The organism is Bacillus sp. AFS001701, from assembly GCF_002559405.1.
Classification (GTDB): domain Bacteria; phylum Bacillota; class Bacilli; order Bacillales; family Bacillaceae_G; genus Gottfriedia.
Window position 1 is genome coordinate 1 of record NZ_NTZO01000262.1, and the last position, 17,881, is coordinate 17,881.

Sequence of the window (17,881 nt, forward strand, 5' to 3'; positions counted from 1 at the left end):
GCCATCAATTAATAATAAAGATTGATTTTCCATTTTATAAATCACCTAATATCTATTTATTTAATATGAAAATGATAGCATATCCGACTGAAAATGATAACTAGTGTATTACTGCCAATTAGAATGAAAGAACCGATAGTCGGCGCATTTTGTATAATGACATAAAACTTTCATTATAAAATTGAATTTTCTGTTTATTTATTAACTAACTTTTACTATAATGGAATTTATATAAAAAAATGCAAAGGGTAGGTAGTTATATGGAGAAAGTAAAAAGTACTGTTAAGATTGAGGATATTTTAGTTGCCTATAATACGTTAAAAGAAGTTACGAATAAAACACCTTTGCAGATTAGTACAATGCTTAGTGAAAAATATGATTGTAACGTATTTTTAAAGCGAGAGGATTTACAAATAATCCGCTCATTTAAGCTTAGAGGAGCATATTACAAAATTAGCAACTTGTCTTATGAAGAAAGACAAAAAGGGGTTGTATGTGCAAGTGCAGGTAATCATGCTCAAGGCGTAGCATATACATGTAATCATTTGCAGGTGTATGCGAAAATATTTATGCCTTCAACAACGCCAAATCAAAAAGTATCTCAAGTAAAATTCTTTGGTGGACCATTTGTTGAAGTTATATTAATCGGTGACACCTTTGATATTGCTCATCAAAATGCACAAGCTTATTGCAATGAAAATCAAATGACATTTATTCATCCATTTGATGATCAAGATGTAATTGCAGGGCAAGGTACCGTAGCAGTTGAAATATTAAATGAAATTGACCGTCCAGTAGATTATCTTTTCGTAGCAATCGGAGGAGGTGGATTAAGCTCTGGAGTTGGAACATACATAAAAGGAATTAGTCCTACAACTAAGGTAATTGGAGTAGAGCCGATGGGTGCTGCTTCAATGGCTGAATCGATTGCAAATGGAAGAGTTGTAACTTTACCTTTTATTGAGAAATTTGTTGATGGAGCAGCGGTTGGCCAAGTTGGTAATTTAACATATGAAATCTGTAGAGATGTACTTGACCAGGTTGTCGCTATTCCAGAAGGTGAGATTTGTACAACAATTTTAGAGCTATATAATAAAAATGCAATCATTGCAGAGCCCGCTGGAGCTATGTCTGTATCAGCTTTAGAATTATATAAAGATGAAATAAAAGGAAAGAATGTCGTTTGTATCGTATCTGGTGGAAATAATGATATTGACCGACTTCAAGAAATAAAAGAAAGGTCTTTAATTCATGAAGGACTAAAACATTATTTCATCATCAACTTCCCACAACGATCTGGCGCATTACGTGAATTTCTTGATAAGGTTTTAGGACCAAACGATGACATTACGAGGTTTGAATACACAAAGAAAAACAATAAGGACAATGGGCCAGCACTAGTTGGAATCGAATTGGCTAATAAATCCGATTACAAAGCATTGATTGAGAGAATGAATCTTCATGAAATTCAATTCATGGAAATAAACAATAACCCAACATTGTTTAGTCTACTCATTTAGATTTTTCGGGTTTAGTATAGTGAAAAAACCTACAAGGTAAATAATTTCCTTGTGGGTTTTTTGATTTTCCGCAAAAAATACAATAGTTCATCAACTAGTAGTTAATGAATAAAGTACGTATTTCTTAAAACCGTATATTCTAGAAAAAAATCAACACTCTAAAATTAAGTGGACAAGATCAACTATTTCTTACTCTTCAATTAGCCAAATTCTTTTTTATATTTTATGGATCATGTCTCTTGACATCATAAATTAGTTGAAATACAATATTTCTAGAAATACTGAAATAAGAGCTGGTTTTGAAAGGAGGTTAAAGTGGTGAACGTTGATATTGCAGTAAAGGTTTATAAGGCGTTAGGGGAATCCACTCGTTTACAAATTGTTAAAGTACTTGCTAAGCAATCTGAATTAGCTTGTTCAGAAATGAAAAATCAAATAAAGATATCGGCCAATTCTACATTGACACATCATCTAAAACCATTACTTGATTGCGGTTTGCTAACAGTTCGCAAAGAAGGAACCTTCAGATACTATAGTTTACAACGAGAAGTTTTGGAAAAATACGCACCCGCTTTACTTTAAAAATAAAGCGGTATAATTTTAGTTTATATTTCAGTGTTTGTAGAAATACCGAATAATCTAAGGGGGAATTGAATATGAGTTTAGTAAGCAAAGATGAAACTAGTTGGGGAAAATTAGTAAATGGTCTAGAAAGTAAGCTTTTTGAACCAGTAAAAATAGGTGCTTGGAATTTACGTAGTCGTACTGCAATGGCACCATTAACAAGAAGTTTTGCAGATGATCAAACAGGTGTAGTTGGAGAAGATATAGTCGAATATTATCGTAAACGAGCTGCAGATGGCGTAGGTTTGATTATTTCTGAAGGAACAGTAATTAGTCCACGTGGAAAAGGTTACCCAGGTATTCCAGGAATTTATTCTGAGGATCAAATTAAAGCTTGGAAAAAGGTAACCGATGCTGTTCATAAAGAGGGTGGCACAATGATTTCTCAAATATGGCACGTAGGCCGATTATCACATCACGAGCTTGCTGGAAATATGCCACCACAAGCACCTTCAGCGATTCCTGCAGAAGGATTAGTTTCTCGTTTTCGTAAACCATACGATATACCAGAAGAAATGACTACCGAGGATATTAAAGAAGTAATCAATCAGTATGCTCAAGCAGCTAAAAATGCGATTGAAGCTGGTTTTGATGGAGTCGAAATTCACGCTGCACATGGATACTTAATCGATCAATTTAATTCAGATGTTACAAATCATCGTACAGATCAATATGGTGGTGATCTTCCACAAAGATTAACTTTCATGAAGGAAGTAATAAAAGCAGTTATCGAAGCAGTTGGTACTGAAAGAACGATGATTCGATTTTCTGCTCATAAAGCCGATATTCCTGGCTATATGTGGGAAGACCCAGACTATGCAATTCGTACATTTATTGAAGCATTCAAAGAAGTTGGTGCAACTTTATTACACCCTTCGATTATGCAATTTGATCGCATACTTGCAGATGGTAAAACGATGCATCAGCTTGTTAGAAAGTACTGGGATGGAATTATTGTTGGAGTAGGAACATTAAATCCTGAAATGGCAGAAAAAGCTATCAATGAAGGAACCATTGATGTTGCGGCGTTCGGACGTCCCCTAATTTCGAATCCGGATCTTTTACACCGCTTAAAAAATGGTGAAGCAATTGAAGAATATGATGTTAAAAAGCATCTAAATGTTCTAATCTAAGTTTTGATATGAATAGAAAGTAGGAAGGAAGCTGTTCAAGTGGCTTCCTTCTCTAAAATTTAGTATTTCGGTATTTATAGAAATATATAATTATGATGAGAGGAATTATTTTATGACAAATAAAGGAAAAATTTATATTTTAGCAATGATAAGTTTTTTAGTAGGAACTTCACAATATGTAATTTCTGGAATCTTAGATAAAATGGCCGATGAATTAGGTATTTCAATTGAAGCTGCAGGGCAATTAATTACGGTGTATTCATTGATCTATGCAATCGGTACACCGATATTAATGGCCGTATTAGCCAAAATGGAACGCCGCAAATTACTACTATTATCTTTAAGCGTATTTCTTTTAGGTAATTTATTAGCAGTAATTGCGCCTGGTTACGGTTTGTTTATGGTTGCGCGCATAATAATGGCGTTAAGTGCAGGAGTTACTGTTGTAACAGTACTTAGCTTGGCTGCAAAGATTGCTCCAGCAGATAAAAAGGCCAGTTCAATTGCCACTGTTGTCATGGGATTTACTGCTTCACTGATTATAGGGGTTCCAATTGGCAGATTTATAGCAGCTGCTTATGATTGGAGATTAGTCTTTCTTGGTGTTGCCATATTCGTATTAATCTCTTTAGCAATTATCGTTAAAACAATTCCACATACAAATGGTGATCAACCGATTCCATTATTGCAGCAAATCGCATTGATTAAACAACCAAAAATTGCATTAGCTTTATCGATCACTTTTTTCTTAATGAGCGGATATGGAATCGTATTTACTTATTTATCACCCTACCTTATTCAAACTACTAAGATGAGCGATCACGTATTAAGTTTTGCTCTTTTAATACTTGGTATAGCTAGTTTATTTGGATCTAAATTCGGGGGATTCAGTGCAGACAAGTGGGGAATTACGCTTACTTTAAAAAGAGGATTAGTACTTAATATTTTATCAATTTTATTATTATCATTCATCTCTAGTTCAATCAATACAGTGATCATTATCCTTACATTATGGTCATTTTCTGGATGGTCATCTGGGGCAACACAACAATTTAACTTAGCAACTATTTCTCCTAAATCATCTGATGTTTTATTAGGTTTAAACCAGTCAATGATGCAATTAGGCTTTGCATTTGGTGCAGCAATCGGAGGGCTTGCAGTTAGTCAATTGTCCATCCGTTCAATTACATGGATGGGTTCAATTCCTGTAGTGGTTTCTTTAATCGTAACAGTTGGTTTATCTCGTTATTTAATGAATGAAAAGAAAATCAGACAAGGCGTTGGCACTCAAATTAGAGCCTAAATCAACTATTTTTTAATCGATAAAAATTTTATTACTTAGTTTTGTGAAAAAATAATTTATACTTTTTGGGGCTGTCTTATGTGTCGGTTTAATTGACAAATATGCGCCCCCTTTTAATTTATAAAATAGAATGAATGAGTGTTTTGGTGGATTTTTTTTAGAGAGAATAAGAAATTTATTATTAGATATAGTAGGAATGAGGTTCGATATGCTTATTTTCGATATGAAAGTGTCTTAACTGGACAAATTCTAAGTAGAAATACCATTACCAGTAAAGGTAATTTTTTAATTTATTGCGATTCTTTAGGATTTAATTACAGATTTGCTTATTTTAATTGCAGTTTTCGGATTTTAATTGTAGATATGGTAATTTTAATAGCAGTTTTCGAATTTTATTTGCAGTTCACTGTTTAATTACAGGATTTTTTACCCCTTTTTAGCCAACAAATGTTTTACTAAAAAAACAAATTGAATAATATTCAAATTATATGAATCTTTATAATAATTTAAATTCAACCTTTTTCGAATAAATTTTGAATAAAAGTATTCCTAATGCAATGTAACCGATTTATAATTGAATTCGGAAAGCCTCAAATAAGTATATTGTTCATCAGTACATAAAAAATTTTCTTTACAAAAATGGAAAATAATAGAGCGATAATTTTTTATATTTATTTAATCATAAATAATAGATATAAAATGGGGGCTTACTCCTTTTAGATAAATAAACTTAATTTAGGAGCTGGTATTTATGTCAAGCAAGACATTAGAAGCATTTTTAACTCCACAATTAGCTGAGTTAAAAGAGAAAGGGCTCTATAATGAGATTAACTCTTTAGAAGGTTCTAACGAAGCTACTATTCAAATTAGTGGTAAACAATTTATAAATTTATCTTCAAATAACTATCTTGGTTTTGCGACTCATCCTCGTTTAAAACAAGCTGCTATTGAAGCGACTGAAAAATATGGAGTTGGTGCAGGAGCGGTACGTACGATTAATGGTACGATGGATATCCACGATCAACTTGAAAAAGCGATTGCTGAATTTAAACATACAGAGGCTGCTATTGCATTCCAATCTGGTTTTAACTGTAATATGGGTGCTATTTCAGCAGTAATGACAAAAAAAGATGCAATTCTATCTGATGAATTAAACCATGCTTCAATTATCGATGGTTGCAGACTTTCTGGGGCAAAAATTATTCGTGTAAAACACCAAGATATGGATGATTTACGTGAAAAAGCAAAAGAAGCTACAACTTGTGGTTTATATGAGAAAGTTATGTACATTGCAGATGGTGTTTTCTCTATGGATGGAGATGTAGCAAATATTCCTGATATCGTAAAAATTGCTGAAGAATTTGGCTTAATTACATATATTGATGATGCTCATGGTTCTGGCGTTATGGGTAAAGGAGCTGGAACAGTTAAGCATTTTGGATTATCAGATAAAATTGATTTCCAAATTGGTACACTTTCTAAAGCAGTTGGAGTTGTAGGTGGATATGTAGCTGGTTCACAACAATTAATCGATTGGTTAAAAGTTCGTGCACGTCCTTTCTTATTCTCAACTTCTTTAACACCAGCAAATGCAGCTGCTTGTATTGAAGCAATTCGTATTATGTCTGAAGAACCAGAAAAAATCGAAAAGCTTTGGGAAAATGGTGATTACTTAAAAGCTGGTTTATCAAAACTTGGATTTAATATTGGTGAGTCTGAAACACCAATTACACCATGTATTATCGGTGACGAAAATCTTACACAAGAATTTTCTAAACGTTTATACGAAGAGGGAGTTTATGCGAAATCAATCGTATTCCCAACAGTACCACTTGGAACTGGTCGTATTCGTAATATGCCAACAGCTGCGCATACTAAAGAAATGCTAGATGAAGTTTTAGCTATTTATGAAAAAGTTGGTCGCGAATTAAACGTTATTAAATAATTTTAAATATTAATTTCGATATTTTATTACTATAAGGTGGACTAAGGAATGAAGAAAATATTAATTACTGGTTGTTTTGGACAAATCGGTTCAGAATTAACTATGCGTCTTAGAAATGAATACGGTAATGAAAATGTTGTTGCGACAGATATTCGCCGTCTTGAAGGAAGTCCAATTTTAGAAACTGGTCATTTTGAAATTTTAGACGTAATGGATAAAGAAAAAATGTTAGAGATTGCTAAAAAGTATGAAGTTGATACCTTCATTCATTTAGCTGCTCTATTATCAGCAGTTGCAGAAGCAAAACCAACATTAGCTTGGGACTTAAATATGGGTGGATTAGTGAATGCTCTTGAAGTAGCGAGAGAATTAAGCTTAAAATTCTTTACTCCAAGTTCAATTGGTGCATTTGGACCAGCAACACCAAAGGATAACACACCACAAGATACAATCCAACGTCCTACTACTATGTATGGTGTGACAAAAGTAGCTGGTGAATTATTATGTGATTATTACTTTGAAAAATTTGGTGTAGACACTCGCGGCGTACGTTTCCCAGGCTTAATCTCTTATGATACAGAGCCAGGTGGAGGTACTACTGATTATGCTGTTGATATTTATTACGAAGCATTAAAAAATAAGAAATATACTTCATTTATCGGTGAAGGAACATACATGGATATGATGTATATGCCTGATGCGATTGATGCAATTATTAAGTTAATGGAAGCAGATCCATCAAAACTTAAACATCGTAATGCATTTAATATTTCTGCGATGTCATTTGAACCAACTCAAATCGCGGCATCAATTCGTAAATTCATCCCTGAATTTACATTAGATTTCGACATTGACCCTATTCGTCAAGGAATTGCCAATTCATGGCCAAATTCAATTGACAGCTCTGCTGCAAAAGAAGAGTGGGGCTTCGATCCAAAATTTGATTTAGATCGAATGTCAGAAGATATGTTAAATAAATTAGCTGCAAAGTTAAACGTAACTCAAGCTTAAAATAAAAAAGAAGGAGACGATGTCTCCTTCTTTTTATTTTCTCTTCCTTTACTAATTCCTGTTTTTGGTATTTTGTTTAGTACTTTGACACAAACTTATCATGTATCAAGAATAATGCTGATAAAAAAGGAAGTTAGAAGATGAATAATTTAGATCATAAGGGATTACCATTAACGATTAAAGAGATTAAAACGGCATATGAACTTTTAGAAGGTAAAGTTCGAAAAACACCTTTAGTAAAATCATTTTATTTAACTTCAAAGTCGGACGGAGAAATTTATTTAAAACTTGAAAATATGCAATTAACGGGCTCATTCAAATTTCGAGGTGCATTTAATAAAATTTCTCATTTAACTGAGGAAGAAAGAAGTAAAGGAATTATCGCATGTTCAGCTGGTAATCATGCACAAGGTGTCGCTTTATCATCAAAGCTATTACATATTAAGAGTAAAATTATCATGCCTTCAACTGCACCAAAAGCAAAGGTTGAAGCAACAGAAGGTTACGGTTCAAATATCATTTTACATGGTGATACATTTGATGATGCGAAAGACTATTGTGCTAAAGTACGAGACGAAACTGGCGAAAGATTCATACATCCTTACGATGATATTTACATAATGGCTGGTCAAGGGACTATTGGTATTGAAATATTAGATGATCTCTGGGATGTTGATACAATAATTGTTCCAATTGGTGGTGGTGGCCTCATTTCGGGAATTGCAGTCGCTTTGAAATCATTTAACCCTTCAATAGACATAATTGGTGTTCAAGCGGAGAATGTACATGGCATGAAAGCGTCAATAGACGCCGGAGAAATAGTGAGTAATTATATCGCTCCAACTATAGCAGATGGTTGTTCTGTTAAGGTTCCTGGGAAATTAACTTATGAAATTGTAAAAGAATTAGTAACTGAAATAATTCTTGTAAGTGAAGATGAAATTGAAGTCGCAATGAAGGATTTACTACAGCGCGGTAAAGCAGTTGTGGAAGGTTCAGGTGCCCTAGCGACAGCCGCAATTTTATCAGGTAAAGCTTCAAAATACATAAAAGATAAAAAAGTAGTAGCAATCATATCGGGCGGTAATGTTGACCTAGAGAGAATTTCCAGTGTTTGTGAACATTTCTTTGGGAATGAAGTAAAGTGATTTTTTAAGAATGGGTGATCCTATTGTCGGAAAATAAATTAAGAAGAGAAATGGGATTTGTTGCAGCTTTAACTACTGTAATTGGTACTGTAATTGGTGGTGGAGTTTTCTTTAAAGCCACAGCTGTATATGGCGCAACTGGTTCTGCAAGCCTAGGTTTATTAGCTTGGATTATTGGAGGAATCATAACAATTTGTGCTGGTTTATCGGGTGCTGAGCTTGCCGCAGCAATACCAAAAACAGGAGGGATGGTTGCCTATTTAAAACACACATATGGAGATCTGACAGCCTATTTACTTGGATGGGCTCAAACAATCATCTATTTTCCAGCTAATATTGCTGCGCTTTCAATCATATTTGGAACACAGGCAGTTTCCATTTTTGGGGTCCCTGCCAATTCTAATCAATTCACTGTAACGATTATTGCTGTCGTTACTGCAATTTTTATCACGTTGATGAATTTCTTAGGAGCAAAAACTGCTGGTAGCATTCAATCACTTTTTACGATTTGTAAACTAATACCTTTGGCGATTTTAATCATATTTGGATTATTACATGATGGAAATGTAACTTTTCAGCTTTTTCCAATTGAAGTAGGAAGTGATCGAAGTTTTTTGCCAGCACTTGGTTCAGCTTTACTTGCTACGATGTTTGCATATGACGGTTGGATACTCGTTGGAAATATTGCCGGCGAAATGAAAAATCCTAAAAATGATTTGCCAAAAGCAATCGTATTCGGTTTAGCAGCTGTAATGGCGGTGTATCTTTTGATTAACATATCATTTTTATTTGTATTAACCGCAGCGCAATTAGCTGGTACATCTACACCAGCAACTGAAGTTTCGAAAGTTTTATTCGGTAATTTTGGGGGAAAACTCGTCTCGATCGGAATTTTGATTTCAGTATTTGGTACAATTAATGGCTATACAATGACAGGTATGAGGGTTCCATATGTAATGGCTAGAGAACAAAAACTTCCTTTTAGTAGTTGGTTTGGTAAGTTATCTAAAACTGGAGTTCCATATAATGCTGGTCTATTTATCCTAATAGTTGCCATATTTATGATGTTTATAGGTGGATTTGACTTATTAACGGATATGTTAGTATTTGTCATCTGGATCTTCTATACATTAACATTTATTGCGGTTTATATTTTACGAAAACGGGAACCGGACCTGAAAAGGCCGTATAGGGTACCTTTTTTACCTTTAGTTCTTACAATCGCAATTATTGGGGGAATCTTTATCGTCGTAAATACACTTATGACGCAAACTATTTTAGCATTTTGGGGAATTGGTTTAACGTTAATCGGACTTCCTGTATATTACATGTTACGGAAAAAACATGTTGTAGTAGATGATTGAAATAAGAGGCTGCCTTAAAAATCAGAATAACTGACACAGAGGCGCCTCTTTTTTTAAAAAATATTGGGTTTTAAAATGAATAGTTGGGTATCAAATAGGATTTTTATACGATTTAGTATGCGTTAGAGCAAATATCGTAGTTTTCCATTTCAATGTGTCAGCTATTGTACAATTAATGGCTCTTAATACCCTTACTAGTATAGGTAATTATTTTCTTTAATTGCGATTTCCTTGGATTTAATTGCAGATTTGTAAATTTTAATTGCAGTTTTCAATTTTTAATTGCAGTTTTCAATTTTTAATTGCAGATTTGCTAATTTTATTTGCACTCCACTCTTCTTTTCTACCTTTAATCCTATAAAAAAGAGGGTGTCCAAAATAAAATGTAATACTTTTGACACCTACTTTTAGACTGCTCATTTGAATTTATATCTGTTTGCCTATTTCAGGAAAATTGTTTTCGTTCGAATGATTTATTGTAAAATTCAAAAAATTATAAGATGTAATGACTCCAACCAATAGAAACAAACTGGCAATGATTGGTGGTAATAGATGATAAAAATCTGTATAACCAATCATAAAATGGACTGCAAACGCAGTTATAAACGCGGGTAAGCTTCCGAACAATAATGTCCACCAGATCCAATTTTGATTTTGTCAGAACCCCCATAATGAAATCATGAGTACTAGTAATCCGACACTTACTAACCCACCTCCAAAACCGGCACGATCATGTGAGATAACAGGTATTAAGTGTTGATTAAATGCATTCAATTGTGAGGGGGTTATACATAAATAATTTAAATCTGTTTTAACAAAGGTAGTAGTGACACCCACAAAGGAAATAATACATCCTCCGATTAGAATCGAAAATCCTAGTATAATAAAAAATAATTGACCTATTAAACTAAGCTTCCAAACGCTGTTATTTGTTAAATTTTCTGATTCTGGACTTCTATTTATTCCTCTTGTTTTAAAGAAACCAATTAAGAATGGTATTAATAAAACAACCCAAAACAAAGCGTGTAACCAGTCAAAGTACCCATAACCTATAAATAAGAATATTGCTAAAAAACCTACGAATGCACTTGTGTCTGTTGCTTTCTTTGACCAATGATAATGATGTTTAATTCCATTTCTGGCTAATGACATGAACAATATTCCACCTGACATAATCGTCCCAGAAAGTGTCATCCGATCATGTGACATAAAGGGAAGAATTCGATCATTAAATTGTAAAATTAATTGACGATCAATCGTTAAAAAGTGCTCATCATATGGAAGGACAATGGTAGTTAAACTAATAAATAGAGCAAGTAATCCGGCAATAAACATGAAAAGACCAAATAAAAAGTACCAAATCCATCCGTCACTTAAATTAGTCGCCGCTTTTTTTCTTCTATACTTTATCGCTTCATTGATCCGTTTCGGTAAACCAGGTCCACTGATTACATATCCATGAGTCAAAAATACTAATGATGTGCCAGTATCGATTAATTCAATCGCATCAATCGGTTCAACCACACCGCCTTTTGTAAAAATTGGTTTCTCAAACTGATTTGATTTTAACTTTTGAATGGAATTTATTAAATTATTTTTTTGCTCTAAATCAGTAGTATTTGAAAGTTCTTCAATCAATATTGAGTCGAATGAATTATTTTCTTGTTTAAGTAAAACATCTATTTCATTTGGACAAATTGATAGACAAATAGGTTTAGTAGAAGCCCAATTATTTTCTACTAAATCCTTAGCCAAATCAAGCTCTAAGATGAAAAAATCAACAAAATCAGAAAGCCTTGATTCAATCAGTTTAAATTCATCAAAACTCCCAACTATTCTAGCAAAAATAGGAACCTCTTATGTATTTTTGAAAGCTTATGAACGGTTTGATCTACGGTTAATACTTTATTTTCCTCTGTTCCGATTATTTGGTTATGTTTTAAATCAATGAGAGGACTTTTGCTTGTATAGGTATCGTTTATAGAAATAGGTCCAATTTCAATCACACCAAATCCTAAATTCATAAAAGCATTTGTGCCAGATAGATAGGGGTCAATCTTAGAGGCCAATCCAATTTGATTTTTAAGTTTCAAATGATGAATCTCGTTTTCTAGTGAACTGTCAGTGTTTAAATGACCGAGAAATTCAATTAGATTCGGACCAAATGGCAGAGTTGAGATCTTATTTATGCTACTATGAATGAATTCTCTTGAAACGTTAGAAGGAAGCTTTGAGAGTATTGGTTTAAAAATTGTATGATAAGACCAATCAGGCATAGCATAACCTCATTTTTTTCAGATTACTTCTAGTTTACTTTGACAAATATAAAATGAAAACACTTTCTTTCAAAATTGTGAATTGATTCACAACGCATTGGAATTTTTGTATAAATATGGTATAAATAAAAAGAGTTATCTACTTTCAAAATTAGTAAGACAAGTAAGGAAAAGGTTGTATAGAAAGGCGTATATGTGATTACAATGGTAAATATGCAAAAAGTGATAGTCATCGTTGGGCCTACAGCAGTAGGGAAAACAAAGCTAAGTATTGAACTTGCAAAAGCTGTTGATGGAGAAATCATTAATGGTGATGCAACACAGGTTTATAAAGAATTAAATATTGGAGCTGCTAAAATTACAAAAGAAGAAATGGAAGGAATTCCGCATCATTTAATTGATTTCCTTGATCCAAAAGATTCTTTTACAGTAGCTGATTTTCAGACTTTAGCTAGAGAAAAAATTAAAGAAATAGCTAATCGAGGTAAAATTCCAATTATTGTTGGTGGTACTGGATTATATATCCAAAGTGTATTAACTAATTATGAATTTGCTGAGCAAGAAGGTGATGAGTTTTTAAGAAACCAATTAGAGGGTTTTGCGGTGGCCTTTGGGAATAAAGCATTACATGATCAATTAAAAGAAATTGATCCAGAAAGTGCAAAGCAAATACATATGAATAATGTTAGAAGAGTAATCCGTGCAATTGAAGTTTTCAAACTAACGGGACAAAAATTTTCAGAGACGGCGTTTAAAAAAGAACCAGAGTATTTATATGATGCAGAAATAATCGGATTATCAATGGATCGAGAGCTACTATACAATCGAATTAATTTACGAGTTGATCTAATGTTGGAAGAAGGACTAGTAGATGAAGCAAAAATGCTCTACGACAAAGGTATTCGAAATTGTCAATCTGTGCAAGCGATTGGCTATAAAGAGCTTTACGAATATTTTGATGGAATCTTAACAAAAGAGGAAGCAATCGATCTAATTAAACAAAGCTCAAGAAGGTATGCAAAAAGGCAAATGACGTGGTTTAGAAATAAAATGAACATCCATTGGTTTGATATGGATGGACATAATTTTGATATAAAAAAACTGGAAATTTTAGCTATACTTGAAGGAAAGGGCTATTTCATCTCGAATAAATATATGTAGAGGTAGAAGAGGAGGAAAAGGACATGAAAACATCAATCAACATTCAAGATCAGTTCTTAAACCAATTACGTAAAGACAATCTAGCGGTTACAGTATTTTTACTAAATGGATTTCAAATCAAAGGTAAAGTAAAAAGCTTTGATAACTTTACGGTATTGTTAGATGTTGAAGGTAAGCAACAATTAATATATAAACATGCAATTTCAACGTTTGTACCATCTAAAAATGTACAAATTGAAATGTAAAATAAATTGAAAAAGAGCATTGATCTTATGGTCAATGTTCTTTTTTAATTATGTTAGATAAATTTTTAATGATAATTATGTTATGTAAACTAAAAGGAGGAATCAAATGTATGTCCCAAAAGAATTTAAAGAAACAGATTTAAATCAATTAATTGCGGAAATGAAGAAAAATAGCTTCGGAATATTATTATCGAATAATGAAGAGGCAAAAATAGAAGCAACTCATCTACCATTTATCATACAAGAAGCCAAAGAGAATTTAATGATCATTACACATTTAGCTAAGCCAAATCCTCAATGGAAAACGATGAACGGAAAAGAATGTTTAATCATCTTTCCAGGGCCACATGCATACGTTTCTGCTTCATGGTATGAAGAAAAAAATACAGTTTCAACTTGGAACTATACGGCAATCCATGCTTATGGAAAAGTAACAACAATTGAAAATAAGGATGAAATGAGACAAATCGTTTTAAAAACGACCGATTATTTTGAAAAAGGGCAATCAAAACCTTGGAAATACGAAGATCACACAGATTATGTTGAAAAATTACTTTCAGGCATTGTATGTTTAAAAATTGAAGTAACAGAGTTAATCGGTAAAAAGAAATTAAGTCAAAATCATTCGATTGAGAGAAGAGAAAAAGTGATTTCAGCTTTACAAAATGAAGAAAAATATTCTTCGAAAGAAATCGCAGAACTTATGAAAGCAAAACTAAATACAAGTTCTTAAAAATAAGTTATCTACAATGAATAAGGAGGGAGTTATGATGATCAAAATCATAACTCCTTTTTATTTGGGCATTCATTTTCTTGAAAAAATTGAAAGTATCGTTTTAAAGAAACTGAGGTCTTTAATCCAACTAAATGCTGAATATCTTCCACTAATAATCCCTCTTTTATTTTCCGTAGAATAAAAGTGTTTCTTAAATGTTGTGAGCAAAGTCCTTTTCTAAGCCCAGCTCTTTTAACTTCCAACCTAAGCATTTTTTGAAATGCAATTTCAGTTAATGCTTTCGGTGAATCTGTATCGTATACCCAATGGAATGTCATGCGGTTAAAATCAAATGCAACAAAGAGCGGATGAGTTGAATGATAGTGGGGTCTTACGGGCTCGGGTATCGTGACAAAATAATTATATAATAGTACTCGGTCTTCTTTTGTGAGAATAATTGTTCTTTTAGTACCTTCCTTGCTATGGACAACAAGTTCATTTAAAGCGAAGTTAATGTCTCTCATTTGTAAATCAATTAATTCCTTTAAAGTCAGTCCATAATACAGCATAAAACGGATCATAATTTCGTTACGATCCATTAAAAATGATCTAGCTTTTAATTGCTTTTCAGACAAATCTGTCGTGGATTGAACGATTGAGAGTAATTTTTTTTCTTCTTCTTCTGAGATAAAATCGTCCGTTGAAAGGGCGCGTGAAGGTCCTGCTAAATAGTTAGTGAATGGAATGAAATTCTCGATAGAAGAATTATTAGAATGTAAAAATTTATAAAATTGATTAAGTACGACATAAATTCGATGCATCGTTTTCTCATTATATCCACGTTCAGAAGTTAAAAAATAGAAATACTCATTAAAATTTTGAACTTGTAATGTACTAAAACTTAAATTTACTTTTTTAAAGTAACGGAAACATTCTTCTAAATCATAGCAATAACGCTTAATAGTAGATTCTTTTCTTCCTTTACTATTTAAGTGAGAGGCAAATTGCAAGATGACATCAGGTAAAGTAGCAGTCGTTAAGTTTGGGATCGTCAAATTTATCAACTCTTCTCTTTTTCTCTCATTATATCAAATAAGTTAATAGAATTTAGTAAAATTTAGCAATCTTATCCATTTAACAGATAGTCTGGAGAATAAAAGTTTTGAAATTAATTGTTCGTACATATAATAATAAAAAACTTATTTAGTAAAATACTTTCAAAAGCGCATTAAACGAACTGTAATGTGATTTCTCGTGGAGTGCTTACTTATAGATACTAAAAAAATGTTCGACAGAATAAGAGAGGTGTCATGTTTGGAGCAGCCAATTCGTTTAAAAGATAACGGCCAAATAAATGTTGTACTTAATACAGTGAAAAGGGGAGAGGTTTCTCCAAATCCAAGTATCGAAACAGTGAAACAGCCTAAACATGAGTTATTAATTGAAATAGAAGATCAATTAAGACATTTAATTGGCATGGAAGAAATAAAAAAAATGATTCATGAAATTTATGCTTGGATATTTATTAATAAAAAAAGAGAAGAATTAAACTTAAAAGCCGAAAAACAAGTATTGCATATGTTGTTTAAAGGGAATCCAGGAACTGGAAAAACGACTGTTGCTAGGATTATTGGTCAATTATTTTTGAAAATGGGTGTATTGTCCAAAGGCCACTTAATTGAAGCAGAAAGAGCTGATTTAGTCGGAGAATACATTGGACACACTGCTCAAAAAACTAGAGATTTAGTAAAAAAAGCAAATGGTGGGATTCTTTTTATTGATGAGGCTTACTCACTTGGCCGTGGTGGGGAAAAAGATTTCGGAAAAGAAGCGATTGATACACTTGTTAAACATATGGAAGATAAACATGGCGACTTTGTACTGATATTAGCCGGCTATTCTTCCGAAATGGATTATTTCTTAAGTTTGAATCCTGGACTAAAATCAAGATTTCCATTCATTTTAGAATTCCAGGATTATTCAGTAAAGGAGCTTCTAGATATATCAAAAAAAATGTTTGTTGACCGAGAATATATACTATCTCGGGAAGCGGAATACCGATTAAGAGATTTTATCCAAAAGGCAAAACTTGAAAATCGTGCTCATTTTAGCAATGGGCGATTTGTCCGTAATATTGTTGAAAAATCCATTAGGACACAAGCAACAAGATTAGTATCTGAGACCGAGTTTAATCGAGAAATATTAATGAGAATTGAAGAAAAAGACCTGTTTACTTCAGATAAAATCGATTCAATTAATTGAGCGATTACCTATTTTATCTGGTGCTTTCTACCCCACCAACCTTTAGCGTTAAAATAAATTGAAATAATGACCCCGATCAAAATGTTGAGGACAATACAATATAAATAACCATATTTCCATTTTAACTCAGGCATATTTACAAAATTCATGCCATAAAATCCTGCGATAAAAGACATCGGTAAAAAAATGGCACTTATGAGTGTTAAAGTTTTCATAATATCATTTGTCCGGTCAGATTTTAAGGACATTTGCAGCTCTATAATGCCTCCCATACTTTCTTTAAAATTATCAAGGGCATTAATAATACGCTCATAGTTCTCTTTCAATTCATTAAAATAAAAACCTGCGTCCTGACTTAAGAAAGGAAAATCTGCTTCTACAATTTGGATAATGACATTTACTTGCGGTTCTACAAGCTGTCTTAAATCTTGAAGTTGAACTTTCCAATTGAAAATTTTCTGATCTAAATCCTTTCGAAATGGGTCATTAAATAAGTCTCGTTCAATTTCTTCAATCTCATTTGCAAACCGATCAATCGAGATAAGGAACTTCTCAATAACTTCATGGAAAATTTGATATAAAACATGACCAGCATGGTCCACTTTTATATAATTTTGACTGAATTCCTGAGTTACATATTTGAATAGATCTATTTCATGATCTTCTATATATGAAATAATTAAATTACTGCAAACTAGAATGTTTATTTTTGTTGGTTTAAATAACTTAGTTAAGGCATATAAGGAAAGGATTGCCTCGTTTTTAAAGACATTTATTCTAAGCTTATGATCACTATGTAGAAGTTTCTTTTTTGCTAAAGAATGAATATCCAAACTTTCAATAATCGTAGTTAACTCATTTAAGGATTTATTATTGAAGTGATACCAAAGAATTTCATCTTTAGTTGGAAGCAAAAATTCATCAATTGTTTCGACTGAATGATTTGTAATATTATATCTCTTCAAATGAAATTCCTCCTTTAAATAAATTTCTAAAATAGTGTTGGCAAGTATAGGTAAATTATGTGAAGATAACAAACGCATTTTTGGGTTTGTTTTTTCGTGGTAATGAAAGATGAGACGAATAAGGATGTTTGTTGGAAAGAAGCGAAAGAGCCGAGGGAGAATATATCACCTATTTGTCTTACAATATAAAAAAACAAACCATCATTTTA

General features: G+C 32.6%; 16 protein-coding genes. 12 read left to right on the forward strand and 4 right to left on the reverse strand.

The window, feature by feature from the left end; genetic code table 11:
- The first annotated feature begins 260 nt into the window (after window positions 1-260).
- The 8 genes from ilvA (at window position 261) to CN514_RS17085 (ending at window position 10,048) form a co-directional block, all read left to right on the forward strand.
- Window positions 261-1,520: a threonine ammonia-lyase IlvA gene (ilvA, locus tag CN514_RS17050; protein WP_098233628.1), complete on the forward strand. Its 1,260-nt coding sequence runs from the start codon at window positions 261-263 to the stop codon at window positions 1,518-1,520.
- A 318-nt stretch (window positions 1,521-1,838) separates the two neighbouring features.
- Complete coding sequence (locus tag CN514_RS17055) at window positions 1,839-2,102, forward strand: ArsR/SmtB family transcription factor (protein ID WP_098233641.1); 264 nt, start codon at window positions 1,839-1,841, stop codon at window positions 2,100-2,102.
- A gap of 74 nt (window positions 2,103-2,176) precedes the next feature.
- Window positions 2,177-3,277, forward strand: coding sequence for an alkene reductase (locus tag CN514_RS17060; protein ID WP_098233629.1), 1,101 nt, complete (start codon window positions 2,177-2,179; stop codon window positions 3,275-3,277).
- 112 nt (window positions 3,278-3,389) lie between these two features.
- Window positions 3,390-4,580: an MFS transporter gene (locus tag CN514_RS17065; RefSeq protein WP_098233630.1), complete on the forward strand. Its 1,191-nt coding sequence runs from the start codon at window positions 3,390-3,392 to the stop codon at window positions 4,578-4,580.
- A 751-nt stretch (window positions 4,581-5,331) separates the two neighbouring features.
- Entirely contained in the window at window positions 5,332-6,525 is a 1,194-nt protein-coding gene (locus CN514_RS17070) for a glycine C-acetyltransferase (RefSeq protein WP_098233631.1), read from the forward strand.
- Window positions 6,526-6,573: 48 nt separating this feature from the next.
- On the forward strand, window positions 6,574-7,536 hold the full coding sequence (locus tag CN514_RS17075) for an L-threonine 3-dehydrogenase (RefSeq protein ID WP_098233632.1): 963 nt from the start codon (window positions 6,574-6,576) through the stop codon (window positions 7,534-7,536).
- Window positions 7,537-7,676: 140 nt separating this feature from the next.
- A complete protein-coding gene (gene tdcB / locus CN514_RS17080) occupies window positions 7,677-8,684 on the forward strand; it encodes a bifunctional threonine ammonia-lyase/L-serine ammonia-lyase TdcB (RefSeq protein WP_098233633.1) in 1,008 nt (335 codons plus the stop codon).
- A gap of 50 nt (window positions 8,685-8,734) precedes the next feature.
- Window positions 8,735-10,048, forward strand: coding sequence for an APC family permease (locus tag CN514_RS17085; protein ID WP_435817636.1), 1,314 nt, complete (start codon window positions 8,735-8,737; stop codon window positions 10,046-10,048).
- A gap of 657 nt (window positions 10,049-10,705) precedes the next feature.
- Here the strand turns inward: CN514_RS17085 and CN514_RS17095 are convergent.
- On the reverse strand, window positions 10,706-11,803 hold the full coding sequence (locus tag CN514_RS17095) for a hypothetical protein (RefSeq protein ID WP_098233636.1): 1,098 nt from the start codon (window positions 11,801-11,803) through the stop codon (window positions 10,706-10,708).
- A gap of 77 nt (window positions 11,804-11,880) precedes the next feature.
- Complete coding sequence (locus CN514_RS17100; protein WP_098233637.1) at window positions 11,881-12,324, reverse strand: hypothetical protein; 444 nt, start codon at window positions 12,322-12,324, stop codon at window positions 11,881-11,883.
- A gap of 198 nt (window positions 12,325-12,522) precedes the next feature.
- Here CN514_RS17100 and miaA point away from each other — a divergent pair, with 198 nt between their 5' ends.
- From miaA to CN514_RS17115, 3 genes are all read left to right on the forward strand, one after another.
- Window positions 12,523-13,485: a tRNA (adenosine(37)-N6)-dimethylallyltransferase MiaA gene (gene miaA / locus CN514_RS17105; RefSeq protein ID WP_483295021.1), complete on the forward strand. Its 963-nt coding sequence runs from the start codon at window positions 12,523-12,525 to the stop codon at window positions 13,483-13,485.
- A 23-nt stretch (window positions 13,486-13,508) separates the two neighbouring features.
- Entirely contained in the window at window positions 13,509-13,730 is a 222-nt protein-coding gene (hfq, locus tag CN514_RS17110) for an RNA chaperone Hfq (RefSeq protein ID WP_056470298.1), read from the forward strand.
- A gap of 106 nt (window positions 13,731-13,836) precedes the next feature.
- Window positions 13,837-14,463, forward strand: coding sequence for an FMN-binding negative transcriptional regulator (locus CN514_RS17115; protein WP_098233639.1), 627 nt, complete (start codon window positions 13,837-13,839; stop codon window positions 14,461-14,463).
- A gap of 47 nt (window positions 14,464-14,510) precedes the next feature.
- Here CN514_RS17115 and CN514_RS17120 read toward each other — a convergent pair whose 3' ends face one another.
- Entirely contained in the window at window positions 14,511-15,500 is a 990-nt protein-coding gene (locus CN514_RS17120) for a tyrosine-type recombinase/integrase (RefSeq protein ID WP_286141730.1), read from the reverse strand.
- A 259-nt stretch (window positions 15,501-15,759) separates the two neighbouring features.
- On the opposite strand from CN514_RS17120, the gene spoVK reads away from it, so the two are divergent.
- Window positions 15,760-16,707 carry a stage V sporulation protein K gene (gene spoVK / locus CN514_RS17125; RefSeq protein ID WP_097978726.1) on the forward strand — a complete coding sequence of 316 codons (948 nt, stop codon included), beginning with the start codon at window positions 15,760-15,762 and terminating at the stop codon, window positions 16,705-16,707.
- Window positions 16,708-16,715: 8 nt separating this feature from the next.
- On the opposite strand, the gene CN514_RS17130 is transcribed toward spoVK, so the two are convergent.
- Window positions 16,716-17,672: a magnesium transporter CorA family protein gene (locus CN514_RS17130; RefSeq protein WP_176525945.1), complete on the reverse strand. Its 957-nt coding sequence runs from the start codon at window positions 17,670-17,672 to the stop codon at window positions 16,716-16,718.
- Window positions 17,673-17,881: the final 209 nt, after the last annotated feature.

Coding starts and splice junctions, on each gene's coding strand:
- tdcB (WP_098233633.1), top strand. CDS start 7,677: ATGAATAATTTAGATCATAAGGGATTACCATTAACGATTAAAGAGATT.
- CN514_RS17100 (WP_098233637.1), bottom strand. CDS start 12,324: ATGCCTGATTGGTCTTATCATACAATTTTTAAACCAATACTCTCAAAG.
- CN514_RS17070 (WP_098233631.1), top strand. CDS start 5,332: ATGTCAAGCAAGACATTAGAAGCATTTTTAACTCCACAATTAGCTGAG.
- ilvA (WP_098233628.1), top strand. CDS start 261: ATGGAGAAAGTAAAAAGTACTGTTAAGATTGAGGATATTTTAGTTGCC.
- CN514_RS17085 (WP_435817636.1), top strand. CDS start 8,735: ATGGGATTTGTTGCAGCTTTAACTACTGTAATTGGTACTGTAATTGGT.
- hfq (WP_056470298.1), top strand. CDS start 13,509: ATGAAAACATCAATCAACATTCAAGATCAGTTCTTAAACCAATTACGT.
- CN514_RS17115 (WP_098233639.1), top strand. CDS start 13,837: ATGTATGTCCCAAAAGAATTTAAAGAAACAGATTTAAATCAATTAATT.
- CN514_RS17065 (WP_098233630.1), top strand. CDS start 3,390: ATGACAAATAAAGGAAAAATTTATATTTTAGCAATGATAAGTTTTTTA.
- CN514_RS17060 (WP_098233629.1), top strand. CDS start 2,177: ATGAGTTTAGTAAGCAAAGATGAAACTAGTTGGGGAAAATTAGTAAAT.
- CN514_RS17075 (WP_098233632.1), top strand. CDS start 6,574: ATGAAGAAAATATTAATTACTGGTTGTTTTGGACAAATCGGTTCAGAA.